At 42.1% G+C, this 17,827-nt stretch carries 16 protein-coding genes; 8 read left to right on the top strand and 8 right to left on the bottom strand.

Annotated elements, in window-relative coordinates:
- Positions 1–114: 114 nt before the first annotated feature.
- The 3 genes from V6E90_RS14605 (at position 115) to V6E90_RS14595 (ending at position 3,960) form a co-directional block, all read left to right on the top strand.
- On the top strand, positions 115–1,578 hold the full coding sequence (locus V6E90_RS14605) for a phospholipase D family protein (RefSeq protein ID WP_332605755.1): 1,464 nt from the start codon (positions 115–117) through the stop codon (positions 1,576–1,578).
- A gap of 102 nt (positions 1,579–1,680) precedes the next feature.
- On the top strand, positions 1,681–3,045 hold the full coding sequence (locus V6E90_RS14600) for a sel1 repeat family protein (RefSeq protein ID WP_332605754.1): 1,365 nt from the start codon (positions 1,681–1,683) through the stop codon (positions 3,043–3,045).
- Positions 3,046–3,150: 105 nt separating this feature from the next.
- A complete protein-coding gene (locus tag V6E90_RS14595) occupies positions 3,151–3,960 on the top strand; it encodes a hypothetical protein (RefSeq protein WP_065343948.1) in 810 nt (269 codons plus the stop codon).
- 84 nt (positions 3,961–4,044) lie between these two features.
- Here the strand turns inward: V6E90_RS14595 and V6E90_RS14590 are convergent, their stop codons facing one another.
- Positions 4,045–4,482, bottom strand: coding sequence for a hypothetical protein (locus tag V6E90_RS14590; RefSeq protein ID WP_016660160.1), 438 nt, complete (start codon positions 4,480–4,482; stop codon positions 4,045–4,047).
- Positions 4,483–4,661: 179 nt separating this feature from the next.
- Here V6E90_RS14590 and V6E90_RS14585 point away from each other — a divergent pair, with 179 nt between their 5' ends.
- Together V6E90_RS14585 and V6E90_RS14580 are read left to right on the top strand one after the other, a co-directional pair.
- A complete protein-coding gene (locus V6E90_RS14585) occupies positions 4,662–5,153 on the top strand; it encodes an RcnB family protein (RefSeq protein ID WP_065343947.1) in 492 nt (163 codons plus the stop codon).
- 153 nt (positions 5,154–5,306) lie between these two features.
- Positions 5,307–5,678, top strand: a complete 372-nt coding sequence (locus V6E90_RS14580; RefSeq protein ID WP_016660161.1) for an RcnB family protein — start codon at positions 5,307–5,309, stop codon at positions 5,676–5,678.
- A 41-nt stretch (positions 5,679–5,719) separates the two neighbouring features.
- Here V6E90_RS14580 and V6E90_RS14575 read toward each other — a convergent pair whose 3' ends face one another.
- The 4 genes from V6E90_RS14575 to V6E90_RS14560 all read right to left on the bottom strand — a co-directional run bounded on the left by V6E90_RS14575 (position 5,720) and on the right by V6E90_RS14560 (position 10,772).
- Positions 5,720–6,217 carry a phosphate-starvation-inducible protein PsiE gene (locus tag V6E90_RS14575; RefSeq protein ID WP_016540663.1) on the bottom strand — a complete coding sequence of 166 codons (498 nt, stop codon included), beginning with the start codon at positions 6,215–6,217 and terminating at the stop codon, positions 5,720–5,722.
- 122 nt (positions 6,218–6,339) lie between these two features.
- Positions 6,340–8,121: an acyl-CoA dehydrogenase C-terminal domain-containing protein gene (locus V6E90_RS14570; protein ID WP_332605753.1), complete on the bottom strand. Its 1,782-nt coding sequence runs from the start codon at positions 8,119–8,121 to the stop codon at positions 6,340–6,342.
- Between the two features lie 162 nt (positions 8,122–8,283).
- Positions 8,284–10,086: an acyl-CoA dehydrogenase C-terminal domain-containing protein gene (locus tag V6E90_RS14565; RefSeq protein ID WP_332605752.1), complete on the bottom strand. Its 1,803-nt coding sequence runs from the start codon at positions 10,084–10,086 to the stop codon at positions 8,284–8,286.
- Between the two features lie 311 nt (positions 10,087–10,397).
- Positions 10,398–10,772: a heavy-metal resistance gene (locus V6E90_RS14560; RefSeq protein WP_332605751.1), complete on the bottom strand. Its 375-nt coding sequence runs from the start codon at positions 10,770–10,772 to the stop codon at positions 10,398–10,400.
- A gap of 131 nt (positions 10,773–10,903) precedes the next feature.
- Here V6E90_RS14560 and baeS point away from each other — a divergent pair, with 131 nt between their 5' ends.
- Positions 10,904–12,577: a sensor histidine kinase efflux regulator BaeS gene (baeS, locus tag V6E90_RS14555; protein ID WP_016540658.1), complete on the top strand. Its 1,674-nt coding sequence runs from the start codon at positions 10,904–10,906 to the stop codon at positions 12,575–12,577.
- A gap of 46 nt (positions 12,578–12,623) precedes the next feature.
- A complete protein-coding gene (locus tag V6E90_RS14550) occupies positions 12,624–13,310 on the top strand; it encodes a response regulator (RefSeq protein ID WP_004652437.1) in 687 nt (228 codons plus the stop codon).
- 420 nt (positions 13,311–13,730) lie between these two features.
- Here V6E90_RS14550 and V6E90_RS14545 read toward each other — a convergent pair whose 3' ends face one another.
- From V6E90_RS14545 to V6E90_RS14535, 3 genes are all read right to left on the bottom strand, one after another.
- Entirely contained in the window at positions 13,731–14,312 is a 582-nt protein-coding gene (locus V6E90_RS14545; RefSeq protein WP_016540657.1) for a L,D-transpeptidase family protein, read from the bottom strand.
- Between the two features lie 12 nt (positions 14,313–14,324).
- Positions 14,325–15,767, bottom strand: coding sequence for a protein adenylyltransferase SelO (locus V6E90_RS14540; RefSeq protein ID WP_065343942.1), 1,443 nt, complete (start codon positions 15,765–15,767; stop codon positions 14,325–14,327).
- A gap of 138 nt (positions 15,768–15,905) precedes the next feature.
- Positions 15,906–17,075, bottom strand: a complete 1,170-nt coding sequence (locus V6E90_RS14535; protein ID WP_016540655.1) for an acyl-CoA desaturase — start codon at positions 17,073–17,075, stop codon at positions 15,906–15,908.
- 211 nt (positions 17,076–17,286) lie between these two features.
- Between V6E90_RS14535 and V6E90_RS14530 the strand changes: the two genes are divergently transcribed.
- Positions 17,287–17,814: an META domain-containing protein gene (locus tag V6E90_RS14530; protein ID WP_016540654.1), complete on the top strand. Its 528-nt coding sequence runs from the start codon at positions 17,287–17,289 to the stop codon at positions 17,812–17,814.
- Positions 17,815–17,827: the final 13 nt, after the last annotated feature.

Here is a 17,827-nt window from a genome sequence, read left to right as displayed (position 1 = left end):
ATCTGGATACACTTAATTGAATTTTAATTCTGTAAACAATCACTAAATTAGCATTGAAAAATCAAAGCATAAGCTCTAGCCTTAAACCATTAGGCTAGGGCTTTTTTTGTTTATATGCGCATCTTCCAACGAATTCATCGGAAATTAAACTGGTCAGGTCGACGTTACATGGCAGTCATATTGTGTATTTTTGCGATTGGATACATTGCTTCGGCAATTTATCACAGCGTAAAACCACTCCCAAAAGGATTGGATTTTACCGGTCAGTTGCGTCATGCCAATGTGAAATTCTTGGCCGATCAGACCTATATCGATGCACAGGGCCAACAACACGTTGACCAGCATATCTTCAAAGAAGTGTTTCAGTTGATTGATCAGGCACAGAGTACCATTGTGCTGGATATGTTCTTGTTTAATCATGAAGTAGGGAAATCCAAGGTCAAACAATTTCCTTTGATGCAGGAGCTCACTGATGCCTTAATCGTAAAGCGTCGTTTGCATCCAAATGTCGAAGTTGTGGTGATTACCGATCCGATTAATTCGGTCTATGGTGGGCTAACACCAAAGCATTATCTGCAGTTGCGTCAAGCGGGCGTAGATGTGATTGAGACAAATTTAAAGCCTTTACGTGCTTCAAATCCGCTTTGGTCTGGTTTTTGGTATATCTGCTGTCAAAACTTAGGTAATAATCCTGAGGGCGGTTGGTTAAGCAGTCCGTTTGGCAATGATAAAATTACCTTACGGAGTTATTTAGAGCTTTTTAATTTCAAAGCCAATCACCGTAAAACCTTGGTGGTTGATACTGTGGATGGCTGGAAAAGCTTGGTGACTTCTGCCAATCCACATGACGGTAGTTCGCATCATAGCAATGTGGCCTTGGTGGTGGATGGTCCAACAGCGATTGATGTGTTGCAAACTGAACAAGCAGTGGCCAATATGTCTGATGGTTCTAGCCCATTTGTGATTATGGGCGGACTTGCCGAAGATAAAACATTACCGCAAGTGCAAGTCCTGACCGAAAAAGCCATTTATGATGCCGTTGTGAAAATGATTGAAACCGCCAAGAGCAAAGAGCATCTAGATATGGCGATGTTCTATTTATCGGAACGCAATATCATTGATGCACTCAAGCAGGCGCAGCAACGTGGTGTCAACATTCGTATTATGCTTGACCCCAATAAAGATGCGTTTGGTCGTCAAAAGAATGGCATTCCCAATCGTCAAGTGGCTTCGGAGCTGAATGCAGTTGGTATACCAGTTCGCTGGTGTGATACCCGTGGCGAACAATGCCACAGTAAAATGCTACTCAAATATAATGCTCAGCAAGCGGAGATTATCCTCGGCTCTGCCAACTTAACCGCACGCAATTTAAAAAATTATAATCTTGAAACCGATATGCGCGTGATTGGTGCAGCACAAGCGCCAGTGTTTAAAGATGCAGGGCTGTATTTTGATGCAGCATGGACAAATGCCAATGGCCGTCAAATCACCGTGGATTATGCAAAATATGCCGACGAGTCAAAAGCGAAATACTGGATCTATCGTTTTATGGAATGGTCGGGTTTATCGACCTTCTAGTTGGCTCTCGGACATAAGCGGATAGAAGGCATTCTAAATACATTAATATATTGAATATTAATGTATTTAGAAGCTAGACAATATAAAAATGGACAATAATAAATGGTTGAGACATTACAACAAGCTTTGGCATTCAGTTATGGCAACAACGATACTTTAATTGATTCCGTCAAGGCGGTTGAACTTTTCAAAATACTGGTAGAGCAAGAAGATCCACAAGCATTATTTGAACTGGCTTTGTTTTATGATCATGAGAGAGGGGACTGTATGTTGCCTCTGAATATGTATTATCGTGATCAATATTGGCTTCGGGCAGCACGTTTGGGTCATACCCAAGCCATCACTATGCTGTTTGATTTATTCAAAAGAAAAAATACGATTTTCGATACAGTTGGCTATGACAACCACCTTAGCGAGCAACTTTATGAAGAATTACATCAGATTACAGATCAATTAAGCACACAGGGCAATACCCAAGCGCTCCTCATTAAAGGTCGACATGGTGTTTCTTATACGGACATTGAGACAATTCCCTATCTCTATCAAGCTTGGAATCAGGGTGAAAAACTGAGTGCCAGTTTGTATCTGTCACACTGTGATGATGAAGAGTTGAAGCAACTTGGCTTATGTGATACCGAGACATGGACGATTCATTTTGAACATGCACAGCAAGAGCTCATGCATGATTTGGAGCATGCTTTTCAACAAGGACAGATCCAGAAAATCATTGAATTCCTTCGCAGTGATGAGTCCAGCTATATTTCAGAACAAAACCGAGAGCAATTGTGGCAGTGGCGGCAAAAATTTTATCAACAACAGGCCGATTTAGGTGCAGCTGAGGCGTGGCTTCAACTACCAAGATTGGCAGAGACCTCACTCAGCCATTTAAAAATGGCGGCAGAGCTGAAGCAGCCAGTCGCACAATATGCTTACGCTTATGAATTAGATCGAAAAGCGGATCTCAGTGATGATGAATGTGATGAAATTGAACACTATTTTACCCTTGCGGCAGAACAGCAACATGCGCAAGCCTTGTATGAAAAAGGGCGTTATTACACTCAGGATGATCCTGAGCGTGCCAAGCAATATTTTCAGCAAGCCGGCGAGTTAGGTTGTCTAGATGCGATTGAATGGATGGTAACGTTAACGGAACAACAGGAACAAGCGCAATGGGCTGAACTGGCACTTAAATATGGCAGCATTGATAACAAAGTAAAAGCGGTTTTAGTTGTGGCTTTAAGAGGTGGTTTGGGGATTCAAGAAAACCATCAACTAGCAGACCAACTGAAATTCGACCTTGAGACGACCAGCCATTGGGATCAAATTTTTTCGCTGGCTTTATCTGCTGCAACACAACGCTATGAGGAGCAGGTACAGCCGAAAATTGAGGCTCTTTTTGATGAAAACGCTGAACCGTCTGGTTTAAGTCACAGGCTGGTCTCACGGATAAAAAGCTGGTTTAAATGAGTCGGCTGCTTTTTAGCTTTTAATAAGGTTAAATAGAGTGTTTATATTTTTGGGAATGGTCGGGTTTATCGACGTTTTAATTGAGCATAACGAGGGTTTTACACAGTGGCGAAAATTAAACTGACGATCAGACAGGATGAGCAGATTGATTTAGATGTACATCAACTCAATCATTATGCCGATATTGTTGAAATTCAGAGTTGGGCAGAACTCTTGGAATGCTATCTTGCTCTAAAACAGGATGTTTATCCTAAAAAAGTGTTTTTGGTTTTGGATGATGCTGCACAGGCAAAATATACCTCGATGCATGCGGTCGAGGATGACCGTTTGTATGTAGACTTTAGTGATGATCTGAACGGGATTGAGGTTGGTGATCCAAGCTGGGAGCAAAGCTATCAAAATGTCTGTGTTCCAAAGCAATTGCAGCATTATCTTCAACAGTTGAATGATCCTGCACAGCAGCAGCGCTTTGAAAGCCTAGCTGAAAAAATGCAGCATTATGATGAAAATGATTTAGAAGCGCTGCTTTATTTCAATCAACATTTATTGATTTCTCTGGACAGTGTCATTGAAGTTAAAGTCGCGGATATTGAAACCGAAGCATTGAAACTAGCGATGCTGCCGAATGGTTATTTTTCCTGTGATTTTGATCCCTTTGAGAACTATGCACTGATTCAAAAAATCCAGCACTATGGTTTTGAGTTTATCGGACTCGGAGCCGCGTTATTAGGATGGATTAAAACAGCAGATTTTAATGCCGAAAAGATTGAAGATTTAATGCAGGATATTGCTTTGATTTATCCTTTAGATTCCGCTCATCAAAAGGCAATGAAAGACCTGATTTTAAAAAATAATCATCTGCTTTTACCTTATTCGGAATCGCCACAAGAATATTTGGGTTATGACTTATCCTGATTTAGAAGGTGAGCTCAACAAGCTGAATGTGAACCTTTGTTTGCTATTCAGCTTGTTGAAAGACCTACATCATCAATAAAAAAATTAAGGGCTTGGCGGGATTAATTGATCTAAATCTTTATCGGCCATCTGATCGAGTTCACTTAAATCTGTTTTGATTTTCCACTGAGCTTCATCATCGACTGGGCTTGGCAGTCGTGCCTCCAGCCAGTCACAGACCACATCAGGCGTGAATTCTGGATGGTTACATTGGATCACCCAAGCCAAGAAATCTTTGGCTTCACCGTTCATATAGGGCGGTGGAGACACTGGGAAGAACTGGGTCGGTAAACGTTCATTGGTGGATAAATAATTGAGTACATGCCCAAGTTCTTGAACGGTTTGCCATGCCAACGGATGTTCAACATCAATATTAAATTTAAACCACCATGCATGCTGACCATCTGCACCATGCGCAACAATACGCGCTTCTTGTACACTTGGCACTTTACAGAAGAATTGATAGAGACGATCAAAATTCATTTCAGCCACAGATGTTGCCTTAAAACCAAAAAATTGATTTTAACATATCTCGGCAGAGCTAGAGTTCGCTGCTGTTTATCTGTGTAATTCAGCAGTTGATCTGAAAAAATATTATTACAACAGTTGTGCTTATTTTTTATTCTAAAATAGACAGATACGCTGCTTTTAGGGAGATCACGATGAAGCAATTTCAACCTTATATTTATGGCTTGGCGGCTGTATTGAGCTATCTCCCAGTGATGAGCTATGCGGACAATGCTTGGAGCGGCTATAGTGGGGTAGAACGTCGTTCTTATCATCAGACTTCACCTTCCTATCAGCAACCTACACAAGATCCATTCGCTTTTTCGAATCAGCGTTATACACCGACAGCGCCACCGAAAGGTTACTACTATCAACCCAATCAAAATAATTACTATCCTCATCCGAATCATCGACCGGGTGTTCGTGTCGAATATTATCCAGACACACAATATGACAGTAGCTATCGCCGTGAGTCTTTTGTGGTTGGCAATGAATTACCAGGTGAGTTTCGGAGCGAGCGCTATGTGATTCGAGACTGGGACTATTATTCCTTACGTGAACCACCGCAGGGTCGGCACTGGGTGGTCGTGGATGGACGTTATCTTTTGGTGACCGATGATAATTTTACCATTGAGATTATTCGCTGATTTTTGATGGTTTTTTAAAATTTAATCTCTCGAGGATTCTCCATAATTTCTCGCTATTCATTACAAAGCTTTGCAATGTCGTGGGTTTTATTCATGCTTTCTCCTTGAGTTTTTCTTAATCTGATTTCAGATCGAAAAACAGAGGATCAAACAATGAAAAAGACCGTAGTATTATTGGTATCAACGCTTATGTTGGGTGTTTCTGCTTCAGCTATGGCGGATTCAAACCGTTGGAATCATGATCATAAAGATCGCTACGACAACCGCTATGATCGTTATGACCACCGTTACGATCATCGTGAGCAGCCGCGTTGGTCAAATGGTGATCGTGGTAATCATTATGGTCAGCGCATTAATTTTAAACGTGGCGAGCGCTTACCTTCAGAATTTCGTAGTAACCGTTATGTAGTTTCTAACTATCGTACCCATCGTTTATATGAACCACCTCGCGGTTATAACTGGATGCAGGTACAAGGCAAATATGTGTTGGTGGACTCGAAATATCGTGTCTTCCGAGTTGCATAACAGATGCATGAACACAGCAGGCGATCCGTCTGCTTTTTTATTTATGCCAGTTCGTCATCTTGTGGTCGAGGGGTTTTATTGGAAGGCAATTGTTGTTCTTGATCCTTACCTCGAATCACAGACGGGTAGTTCCACGAAGCAAAACGCACCACCAAAATTGCCACCGCTAAAATTAGGATCGAACCTGTGGTAATCACCAAATCCATAGAGGCTTTATGATTATGCTGAATATCAGCAATCAATAGACGGGTGAGTGCGGTAATTGCGACATAAATCAAAAAGCGTACGGGCATGTGATTGGTCTTGAAATAAATCCCGACCATGGCACCTAATTCTAAATAGATAAATAACAGTAAGATGTCATCAATGGTGGCGTACTGTTTTACCGTTAGGATTTCAATCACGGTATGCACGGCTGACCATGCAATCATACAGCCGATAATAAATAGGGCTAAATAATGAAAGGCTTCAACCGCGTAGTGCCCGAAACGGTCAAATAGGCGGGGTAAGCCTTCAAGTTTCTCTTTAGAGTTCGACATAGAGATTTATATTCTCAACATGATCATTAGAATGTTATGCAAGTTTTATGCTGACTTTATTATAGCGATAAAAAAACTGCCTCAACCAAATGATTGAGGCAGTTTTTAACATCACGCCAAAATTAAGCTTGGTTTGTGAAGTAATCTTCGCTGAAGTTCATGATCAAGTCAGAACCTGCTTTGATTTTCGCTAAACGCGCATCTAATTCAGGCAAAATACGGTCTACAAAGTATTGTGCTAATGCAACTTTGTTTTGGTAGAAATCACCAGACTTGTCTTTTGCAGCAGCCGCGATTTTTGCAAACATATAGGCGAAGCTGAGTAAGCCGACTGCATGCAAGTAATCAACCGCAGCAGCATTTGGGAAATCTACGTTTTCAGCCGCTTGCTCAATAATGAACTGCGTGATGGCTTCGATTTCAGTTGCAGCGTCTAACGTTGCATCTTTAATGAAGTTTAAGTCTGTATCTAGATCATTGGCAAAGTCACGGATTTCAGTGATGTACTCAGCAATGAATGCGCCGCCACATTTAATGGTTTTACGACCAATTAAATCTTGAGACTGAACGCCATTGGTTCCTTCGTAAATTTGAGCAATACGAAGGTCACGGATACATTGTTCCATACCCCATTCACGGATATAACCGTGACCGCCAAACACCATTTGTGCATCTAAGGTTGCTTGGAAAGCCGTATCAGTTAGATAAGCTTTTGCGATAGGCGTTAACAGCGCAACACGGTCATTGGCTTGCTTCACTGCTTCTGCATCAGTCGAGAACTTGGTGATATCCAGTTGTTGACCTACGTAAACTGCAAATGCACGAGAAGCTTCGTTATTGGCACGTACATTGAGCAACATACGACGTACATCACCATGCACTAAAATACTGTCTGCTGGTTTGTTTGGTGATTGAACACCTGCTGCGCTACGGCCTTGTAAACGGTCAGTCGCGTATTGTGCTGCATTTTGGTACGCAAATTCAGAAGCACCCAGACCTTGGATACCCATCGACAAACGTTCGTAGTTCATCATCACGAACATTGCAGCAAGACCTTCGTTTTCTTTACCCACGAGGTAACCTTTGGCACCATCAAAGTTCATCACGCAAGTTGCAGAAGCTTTAATCCCCATCTTGTGTTCGATAGAACCTGGGCCAACTGGATTGCGCTCACCTAAAGAACCGTCTTCATTTAACAGGAACTTTGGAACGATGAATAACGAGATACCACGTGAACCCGCAGGCGCATCAGGTGTCTTGGCAAGCACAAGATGAATGATGTTTTCAGCAAGGTCATTATCACCACCCGTGATGAAGATTTTAGTACCCGTAATGTTATACGTACCATCTTCATTAGGTTCAGCTTTAGTTTTGATAATGCCTAAATCTGTACCTGCATGGGGTTCAGTTAAGCACATGGTGCCTGACCATTCGCCAGAGTAGATTTTAGGTAAATAGGTTTCTTTTTGCTCTTGTGATGCGTAGCTGTTTAAGGTCATACCAGCGCCCACAGAAAGCAGCGGGTAGAGCATGAATGATGGATTGGTCGCGAATAACATTTCATCAGACAGTACAGTCAGCATTTTCGGCATCGCCTGACCGCCCCATTCTTCATCAGCGCCTAAGCCAATCCAACCGCCGTCAGCGTATTGACGGAATGCTTCTTTAAAACCTGCTGGGGTGAAAACTTCACCATTTTCCCAACGTGCGCCTTCTTCATCACCCGTACGGTTTAACGGATGTGTCACGTTTTGGGCAAACTTCGCCATTTCTTCTAAAATTGCTTCAGCTGTTGCGGCATCTACATGAGCAAGTTTCTCATTAGACTGCCAAAATTGTTCTGCTTTAAATACATCATTTAAGATGAATTTCATGTCTGCTAAAGGCGCATTGTAAATTGGCATAATCGTTCCCTTCTACGCACAGCTTGATGTGCAAAGTGATCAAATAAAACGAACAAATAAATTGAATCGTATAAATTTAGCATTGATTAAACAAAAAAAGGACGGTCAAAACTGACCAGTCCTTTTTCTGTGATGAACGTTGCATCTCATTCTAAACTATGTTTAGAAAGCGAAGTGTTCCGCATCAAGTTCAAACAATGGCGCAACGCCAGTTGAAAGTACGTCTACATGTGAGCGAACACGTGGCAAGATTTTCTTGAAGTAGAAGCGAGCAGTGGTCACTTTTGCATTGTAGAAGTCAACTTCAGTTGAACCTTTAGCTAATTTCTCTTGCGCAACAAGTGCCATACGTGCCCATAAGTAAGCAAGCGTGACATAGCCAGAGAAGTATAGGTAGTCAACCGCAGCTGCGCCCACTTCATCTGGGTTTTGCATTGCACGCATACCGATTTGCATGGTGATGTCGCCCCATTCTTTGTTGGCAGCAGCCAATGGCGCAACGAACTCTTGCATTGCAGCATTGTCTTTGTTTGCTTCAACAAATTTATGGATGATCTTGGTGAAGTCTTTCAACATTGCACCTTGAGTTTGCAAGACTTTACGACCTAACAAGTCAAGTGCTTGAATCTCAGTGGTACCTTCGTATAAGCAAGCAATACGTGTATCACGTACGATTTGCTCCATACCGTGTTCAGAAATGAAGCCGTGACCACCAAATACTTGTACACCGTGCTTCGCAGATTCAGAACCTGTTTCAGTTAAGAATGCTTTTGCGATTGGCGTTAACAAAGACAAAATGTTGTCAGCAAACTTACGCTCTTCTTCAGTTTCGCCTTTTTCAACGATATCTGCATATTGAGCCAATAAGTAAACCAACGCACGACCGCCTTCAGCAAATGATTTTTGCGTTAAAAGCATGTTACGGACAGCTGGGTGAACGATGATTGGATCAGCTTCTTTTTCAGGTGCTTTAGGACCAGAAAGAGAACGCATTGCCAAACGATCTTTCGCATACGCTAGAGCGCCTTGGAAAGAAGATTCAGATGCAGATAAACCTTGAACCGCTGTACCGATACGTGCTGTGTTCATGAAGGTGAACATACAGTTTAAACCACGGTTTTCAGGTCCGATCAAATAACCTTTTGCTTGGTCAAAGTTAATGACACACGTTGCGTTACCATGGATCCCCATTTTGTGTTCGATTGAACCACAACGAACCGCATTACGCTCGCCGATAGAACCGTCAGCATTCACATGGAACTTAGGCACGATGAATAAAGAGATCCCTTTCGTACCTTTTGGCGCACCTGGTAAACGTGCAAGTACGATATGGATGATATTGTCAGCCATGTCGTGTTCACCAGCAGAGATAAAGATTTTCTCGCCAGAGATTGCATAGCTGCCATCAGCATTTGGTTCAGCTTTAGAACGGATAATACCAAGGTCAGAACCAGCATGAGATTCAGTTAAGCACATGGTCCCTGTCCAAACACCTGAAACAAGGTTTGGCAAGTAAGTGTTCTTTTGCTCATCAGAACCGTGATGTTCTAAAGTACGAACAGCACCGTGAGAAAGACCTGGGTACATACCCCATGACCAGTTTGCAGTACCCACCATTTCAGAGATAGAGATCCCTAAAGAGTTTGGTAATGCTTGACCGCCAAATTCTTCATCAGCAGAAAGAGATGGGAAGCCAAGTTCGATATATTTTTGATACGCTTCTTTAAAGCCTGTAGGTGTTGTTACAACACCGTCATTCCAAGTACAACCTTCACGGTCGCCGACTTGGTTTAAAGGAGAAAGTTCATTTTCGCAGAAATCAGCCGCTGCTTCTAAATATTGATCAACCAATTCACGGCTTACAGTGTCTTGAAATGCAGGAAGTTTCGCGTAATGTGCTTCAGCATTTAATAATTCGTGCAATACGAACTGCATATCACGTAAGGGTGCTTTGTATTGTGGCATAGCGGGTTCCTCAATACTGGTTAAACCAGAGTTATAATCTTAGTCAATGATAAATGTGCCCAACAGCACCATTTTGTACTGCTAATCGTGCAACAAGTTATAGTTCGGTACAAGCTTTTGCAGGTCATTTCTTAGTGACTGTGAAGTCAAAGTTTATGATTCAACCTGTTTAAGCGTTTAGATTGTAGGTGCTTTTTAGGCTTTTGAGTGAAACTGCCGAGGCAAAATCGTAAGCAGCTGTGTACTTAAAAATGAATATGCTTTGGTCATAAAAAAAGGCGCTTTAAAAGCGCCGATGAGGAACAGGGAAATTAAGTGCTTGCGTTAGCTTGGCGTTTGAACTGTGATTTGTCTGGGGTAAAACGAACTTCACAGGTGCCTTCAATTACACGCTTATTCCATTGAACATTCACGCGTTCTCCAATCCTCTTTCCTTGACAGGCTTGCTCAATCTGGGCACGTTGTGCTTGATGTTCTTGGCGCATTTGTTCGCGTTGCTCTAAACGCTGTTCACGTTTGGCTTGCCATTCAGCACGTTGTTCTGGTGTAAGTTGGGCACGTTGCATATTATGGCGGTGATGGTCACGATCCATTGACTGTTCCGCTGGTGTGGTTGACTGGCAGGCAGCCAAACCTAAAACAGAACCGAGTAGGGTGGTCATCAATACGATTTTTGTCTTGTTCATTGTTTTATCCAGCGTGATCAGTTGTGATTTGATGGTTAAAGATTAGATAATAAAGATGAAGAAACAATGGAGAGTTTTTTTCGACCATGTTGGTTACAATCCACAAATAGAACACTATTGAGAGTCTGCTTTTGAATGTTCGCCGCGTGCCCTTAGCCTTACGCCTGTTTTTAACGGTATTACTGACCACCTTGTTGATCGCAACGATTAGCTTGGGGATTTTGCATTGGACCATGCAAAAGAACTTTGCCCGTTATGTGGCCGATGTGGAAATGCAGAAGCTAGACCGTTTGATTGCCAATTTAGGCAACGTCTATACGGTTTATCATGACTGGGGCAATGCCATTCAGGCGCAGATTCTGCAAATTGAAGGGACCGCAGCACCAGATGACTATGACCGTTTGTCCCAGTGGTGGTTGCGCCGTCAGTATGATATTGCCTTACAACAACGTTATTTTAATGACCATACCTTACTCAGTCTGTCTCCAACGCTGGCACAAAATAATGTCGAGATCAAAAATCGGCAGATTTTTAATGATGAAGAATTAAAAATCCTCAAACAAAATTTACCATCGGAATATCAACCCTTTGAAGGCTTACGTTTTCCTTTGAGTCCACGTCAGTTTCGTTTAAAGACAGATAGCAAAGAAGATAAACAAGACAGCAAACTCAATACTGCACCTGTTGAACAGGGCAAAAAGCGCTTTGTCTCGATTCCTGATCGTTTAGGTTTAAGCTCACGACTGTCTTTATACGATGAAAATCAGCAGTTTATTGTGGGGGAACCTGCGACTGATCAAATTTCGTTCCGACCAATTGTCGTTGACGAGAAGGTGGTCGGTTATCTCGGATTAAAGCCAGTACTGGATCAAGATGATGCCTCCAGTATCAATTTTTTTAGTAATCAAAAGCGTTATTTGCTATTAGTCTATGCCTTAACGGTACTTTCCAGTTTGGTTGCGGCATTACTGATGGCGACCTATTTTAAGAAGCCGATTCAACGTTTATTAAAAGCCACCTTGGAATTAACTCGTGGCAATTATCAACATCAAGTGATGATTAAGCGCAATGATGAGCTGGGTGATTTGTCTAATCAATTGAACCATTTGGCTGATATTTTACATCAACATGAAGAATCTCGCCGTCAATGGGTATCCGATACCTCACATGAATTGAAAACACCTCTGGCGGTATTGCAGGCACAGATTGAAGCGATGCAGGACGGGATTCGTAAAGCCACACCAGAGCACCTGAATGCCATGATGCGTCAGGTTAGTACTTTGAAGAAGTTAACCCAAGATCTCGCTGACCTCGCACAAGCCGATGCCCAACAGTTGAAATGCTATTTTGCTGAAGTCAACCCATGGGATGTGGTATTGCAAGAAGTTGAAAACTTTAAATCGACATTTGAACAAAATCAGCTTGAAGTGACCTTGTCCGGAGAAGGGGCAATCCTATCTTTAGATCGGGATCGCTTTAAACAGATTATCGTCAATCTATTAGGTAACTGTGTTCGTTACACCGAACAAGGTGGAAAAATACAGATTCACACTCAACAAGATGAGCAACAATGGATAATGTATGTAGATGATAGTCCATTGGGCGTAAATGATGAGCAACTGGCACGTTTAGGTGAGCGTTTCTATCGTGTCGATGATTCGCGTACCCGTAGCACAGGGGGCACAGGTCTAGGTTTGGCCTTGTCATGTAAGTTGGCACAAGCTTTAGGTGGTTCACTGACTTTTGAGCACTCACCATTAGGCGGATTACGTTGTGTCCTAACTTTCCCAAAATCAATTCAATAACTTTTTAGATCCTCTTGTGTTGAGGATGATGGATAGGATGAAAACCATGAAACATATTATGTTGGTTGAAGATGAGGTTGAACTCGCGCAGTTGGTTCGTGACTATTTAGAAGCTGCTGGTTTTGAAGTCAGCATGTTTCATGATGGTCAGGATGCGTATACCCAGTTTCAGCAACGTAAACCGAGTTTGATGATTTTGGACTTGATGGTGCCACGCATGGATGGCTTGACCATTTGCCGAAAAGTCCGTGAACAGTCTGATTTACCGATTATTATGGTCACGGCTCGTACTGAAGAAATTGATCGTGTTTTAGGTTTGAATATGGGAGCAGATGACTATATCTGTAAGCCATTCAGTCCCAAAGAATTGGTCGCCCGTGTACAAGCGGTATTGCGTCGTTTAGAGCGTAAAGCAGAGCCTGAACAAAATGATTTATTCCGTATTGATAAAGCGCAGCAACGAATTTGGTATCAACAAAAGGCATTGACCTTAACCCCAACCGAGTTTCGTTTATTAGAGTTATTCTTGGAGCACTTAGGTCAGGTTTACTCTCGTGCGCAGCTACTTGACCATATTAATCCAGACAGTTTTGATGTGGCGGATCGTGTAATCGACAGCCATATTAAAAACCTACGCCGTAAGATTTCAGAGGCAGCGGATACAGGTAATCGCCATGAATGGATTCAGGCAGTGTATGGCGTCGGGTATCGTTTTGAATATCCAGATGAATAACTGCGTTATCTTATTCGGTCTTGCGCTGCTTTAGCTTTAACTGATCTCTATATGGAATGAGTTTTACTTAAAGAGCGCATCGTTTTTCTGCGGATAGAGAAACTGAAATAAGATGGAACTTAGTGAGGACAATGAGCGAAGCACTGCAAAAAGTTTTATCCTGTGGATAACCACAGCGTTATCCACAGAAAATGTGGATAGTTTCGCAAAGCTTTTGTTGAAATTATCTTCTTTTCTGGTGATAACTTCGGTATCCGCTTTTTATAAGCAAAATATTTTTACATTACTTTACAATTGCTTGTGAGGAGTTGTGACGGTAAATTGTAAGCGATTCCAGATGATAAACTTATCCTCTGCATAAGCCTTGTGCAGTTTGATCATCGCCTTTATCCGCAAAAGTTGTCCTGAATACGAGTCCCTTTATGGATGAATGATAATAGGGGTGTGATCCTTGACCAATTGCCATATTTCATCCATATCAGAATTGGTCACCGCGATACAACCCAATGTCCAGTCTTTACGAGGCAGATAAGTTGCACTTGTAGGAACGGAGGTGGCTCGTGTTGGCACAGTACCGTGAATCATGACATTACCACCCGCAGATTGACCCTGCTGTTGGGCATAAGCGCTATCTTGTTTATTCGGATAGGAAATGTGCAAAGATTTATAATAAGCGCTTTGAGGATTACGCCAATCGATAGAATAAGTCCCTTCGGGTGTTTTGCCATCACCTTCAAACTGTTTGTGTCCGATCGGATCAAAGCCTAAACGCATGGGATAGCTGCGAATGACTTCCTGTTGATGTTTCAATTGCAAAATGCGCTGGCTTTTAAACACTTCAATGGAAGTCACGGGTTTGTTTTGTTGAAGCTGTTGTATTTCATGGGCTGAAAGAGGCTGATGTGCTGCTCCCACAGTTGGAATGAACTTGCCATACTGGAAATAAGCCAGTCCCAATAACAGGATTAAAATTGCACATCCAATCATTCGCCCAATTTTCATAGATTTTTTCTTCTAAGATGAACAACTGACAGAAATTTCAGGCACATCGCTTGGCAATGGTGCAGTATCTGCTTCTGTTTCTAAATCAGCTTGTTTTTGATAAGGTTGATTCAGCAGCTTAAACAAACGATCAACCTCACTAAAATCACCACGCTCCGCAAGTTCAATGGCTTTCTGTGCCATGTGATTGCGTAGAATATACTGTGGATTAACCTGTTGCATGGTTTGATTCAATTGATCAATATCTTGATGCTGCCGAATATTTTGATAGCGTATCAGGAAGTCATCAAACTGTTGTATATGGATGCAGTCATCTCTTAATGCTTTGTAATCCTGTTGCTGCAAACGAAGAAAACTTTGGGTGTAATCTAGCTGCTCGGTTTGCATGATACCAAGAAAGGCAAAACTACAATCTAGGCTGTCTTTATGAAATTCTGGCAGCCCCATTTTTTGGCATAGGCCTTGACCATAATATTGTAAGAAGATCGGCTCAAACCGTTCTAAGCATGCTGCTAGATCGAGTTTGAATTGTTCTTTGTTTTCTGTGCTCGCCAACGGAATTAAATTATTCAGCCACGTCCACAGATTCCAATGACCGATACTCGGTTGATTTTGATAGGTATAACGACCTTGGTAATCGGAATGGTTGTTAATCCAATTGGGGCGGAAACGTTCCATAAAACCATATGGGCCAAAATCCAGAGTTGAACCTGTAATATTGAGATTGTCGGTATTCATCACCCCATGAGCAAAACCAACCAATTGCCATTTGGCAATCATGATGGCGGTTCGCTCAATCACTGCTTGGGCAAATGCAAGAATCGGATTTTCAGCTTTCAGGCATTCTGGATAGTGCCATTCAATACATTTCTGCGTGAATTCAGCTAATAGCTCAGGAGCATATTGATTGATCCATTCAAAATGCCCTAAACGAATATGGCATTCTGAGGTCCGTAATAGCATCGCACCCAGCTCTAGAGTTTCGCGCTGTACACCTTGTGTCGAGGTGGTAAAACCCACAGCATGGCTGGATGCAACCCCAAGCGCATTTAATGCATGTCCCGCTAAGTATTCACGAATCACTGAACGCAGCACTGCACGTCCATCGCCCATACGAGAGTAGGGGGTTGAACCTGCACCTTTGAGATGTAGATCAATCGTTTCGCCTTGCTGATTTAGGATTTGTGCAATCAATAAGCCACGACCATCTCCTAACTGTCCAGCCCATTGTCCAAACTGATGGCCAGCATAAACCATGGCGAGTGGGGGAAATTCAGCAAAGGTTTTTTGTCCGCTACAGATTTCTACCCAGTTGGCTTTATCTTCTTCGCTCCATTGCAATTCATCAGCCAATGCTTCATTAAAATGACCTGCTTTGGCACCGCGCAATGGACTTGGCTGCTGTTGGTGATAGAGCTTTGGATTGAGGGAAGCATAGCGGGGATTGAATTGCATAACTGAAACATCAGAGAGAGCTGAATCATGACTATAGCAAATATCAACGTGAAATGGGGAATCGTTAGGGGAAAGGAATGCTAGATAAACAGGCATAAAAAATGGCCTCTCTTGAGACCATTTTTAGTTATCAATCTTTTATTCAGAAACTGGCGCTTTTTTGATATTACGCATCAAGGTTTCTAAACATTCACGATGATGGCTTAAGCGATGTTCAAGCAGTTGGAAATCAACTTTAAGTTTGTGATCCATTTGATGGATCTTCTCAGCCATCGCTGCTTTCTTCGCTTGAAGCTCTTGCTCTTTCAGCTTCGCCCAATCATTTAAGGTATGGGTAAAGGCTTCATATTCTTGTGCAATACGCTGTTTCATTTGCACGATGTCCGTATTGACATCATGACCATAAATCGCCAAGTCGCGTTCAGCATATTTAAACTTCATCGCAAGCTCTGCTTTTTTGATATTAAAGCTTGGAATACGACGTAAGTTTTTCGCTAAACCAAGTTTAGAACTGGTCCAGATTAACCATTTTGTTGGGTCATATTGCCACCATTTAACCCCATTACGGTAATCGTATTGGAAGATGTGATGGTAATTGTGATAACCCTCACCCCAAGTGAAAATAGCCAACACAAAGTTGTCACGTGCCGTGTTTTCATCGGTATAAGGACGTTTACCCCACATGTGACACAGTGAGTTGATAAAGAAGGTTACGTGATGGCTAATGATCAAACGCAATAAACCGCCAAGTAAAATTACGCCCCAGATATCACCCGTTGCCCAACCAATACCACCCAATACGCCAACATGAACTGCAATCACCATCGGTACATAGTATTTGTGTTGGAACATCACTAATTTGTCATTCATCAAATCAGGTGCATTTTTAAAATCTGGTTTAGATGGAGAATGATCGCGGATCATCCAGCCGAGATGCGCATACCAAAAGCCACGTTTGATTGAATACGGGTCTTCATCAACATCATCAACATGACGGTGATGGGTACGGTGGCCTGAAGCCCAGAACAAAATACTGTTTTGAACTGCGAATGTACCGCCAATCATCAATAAAATTTTAAGTGGTAAGGCTGCCTCATAAGCACGATGTGCCCAAAGACGGTGATAACCTGCGGTAATTCCTAGACTACTCAGTGCTAATAGGAAGAATAAACTGACCCATGCACTTACACTAAAATCATAATAATAGGCGTATAAAGGAATTAAAATGGCAGCAACAATTGGTGTTCCAATTAAGGTAATGCTAGCAGTCCAGTTAATGGGTGCTTTTTTGAGTGGGGCGGAAGTCATATCCGTCAGCGCTCCTAAAAACCTTGTTTGTACAAGATAATAAAACTAAACGAGATAGCAAAACCAATCATGACGATATATTGCTATTTTATCGCCGATATTAGCATGTCCAAATCAATTAGCACTAGCATTATTCTACAGTTGTATCGGAAGAACAGTAACAGAATTCATTTGTAAGATTGATCAATGAATTAAAAGGTGAAATAAATCAATGTCTGAGCAAATTACCGTGAAAAATCCTATTTTTTCTTTGAAGGCATTTTTTAACAAAACTTTAATATTATCGGCTGGTATCCTGCTCGCAGCATGCCAAAGTCAACCTACGCCCCCACAAAAAAACACCTTACAGCCCAAGCGTGTAACGCAAGCGCCGGCGATGCAAGTGCGTAAAAGCACCGATGGGGTTCAGGATGTGGAATGGCAGATCACCTCGATTCAGGGCAAACGTGCATTGTTCTTTAATCAATATCCAAGTTTCTCGCTCAATTCTGTTTCAAAAATGGTAGCGGGGCATACTGGCTGTAATCAGATTTATGGTCGCTATAAGTATGACTTTGCTCAAGGTAAGCTGGATTTTGATGTAATGGCACAGCATCAAAGTTGTGATAAGGCGTTGGCGCAAGAAGCAGACTTGATGGATGCGATACAGCGTGTTGAACGTTTTCAGTTGGAGGGTACCAACTTATACCTATTGGATGCCAAAGGGCAGCGTTTGATTCAAGCACAGCGAAAAAGATAACAAAAAAGGCGGA

This window comes from Acinetobacter sp. ESBL14 (genome assembly GCF_036668815.1).
In the GTDB taxonomy this organism is placed as follows: Bacteria; Pseudomonadota; Gammaproteobacteria; order Pseudomonadales; family Moraxellaceae; genus Acinetobacter; species Acinetobacter gyllenbergii.
Note: the sequence above shows the minus strand (reverse complement) of the source record. Positions and strands in the feature narration are given on the sequence as shown.

Bases quoted from the DNA above. Each gene is read 5' to 3' on its own strand.
- V6E90_RS14590 (WP_016660160.1), bottom strand. From the start codon at position 4,482: ATGAATTTTGATCGTCTCTATCAATTCTTCTGTAAAGTGCCAAGTGTA.
- V6E90_RS14575 (WP_016540663.1), bottom strand. From the start codon at position 6,217: ATGTCGAACTCTAAAGAGAAACTTGAAGGCTTACCCCGCCTATTTGAC.
- V6E90_RS14540 (WP_065343942.1), bottom strand. From the start codon at position 15,767: ATGCAATTCAATCCCCGCTATGCTTCCCTCAATCCAAAGCTCTATCAC.
- V6E90_RS14530 (WP_016540654.1), top strand. From the start codon at position 17,287: ATGTCTGAGCAAATTACCGTGAAAAATCCTATTTTTTCTTTGAAGGCA.
- V6E90_RS14545 (WP_016540657.1), bottom strand. From the start codon at position 14,312: ATGAAAATTGGGCGAATGATTGGATGTGCAATTTTAATCCTGTTATTG.
- V6E90_RS14605 (WP_332605755.1), top strand. From the start codon at position 115: ATGCGCATCTTCCAACGAATTCATCGGAAATTAAACTGGTCAGGTCGA.
- V6E90_RS14560 (WP_332605751.1), bottom strand. From the start codon at position 10,772: ATGAACAAGACAAAAATCGTATTGATGACCACCCTACTCGGTTCTGTT.
- V6E90_RS14550 (WP_004652437.1), top strand. From the start codon at position 12,624: ATGAAACATATTATGTTGGTTGAAGATGAGGTTGAACTCGCGCAGTTG.
- V6E90_RS14535 (WP_016540655.1), bottom strand. From the start codon at position 17,075: ATGACTTCCGCCCCACTCAAAAAAGCACCCATTAACTGGACTGCTAGC.
- V6E90_RS14580 (WP_016660161.1), top strand. From the start codon at position 5,307: ATGAAAAAGACCGTAGTATTATTGGTATCAACGCTTATGTTGGGTGTT.
- V6E90_RS14570 (WP_332605753.1), bottom strand. From the start codon at position 8,121: ATGCCAATTTACAATGCGCCTTTAGCAGACATGAAATTCATCTTAAAT.
- V6E90_RS14565 (WP_332605752.1), bottom strand. From the start codon at position 10,086: ATGCCACAATACAAAGCACCCTTACGTGATATGCAGTTCGTATTGCAC.
- V6E90_RS14600 (WP_332605754.1), top strand. From the start codon at position 1,681: ATGGTTGAGACATTACAACAAGCTTTGGCATTCAGTTATGGCAACAAC.
- V6E90_RS14585 (WP_065343947.1), top strand. From the start codon at position 4,662: ATGAAGCAATTTCAACCTTATATTTATGGCTTGGCGGCTGTATTGAGC.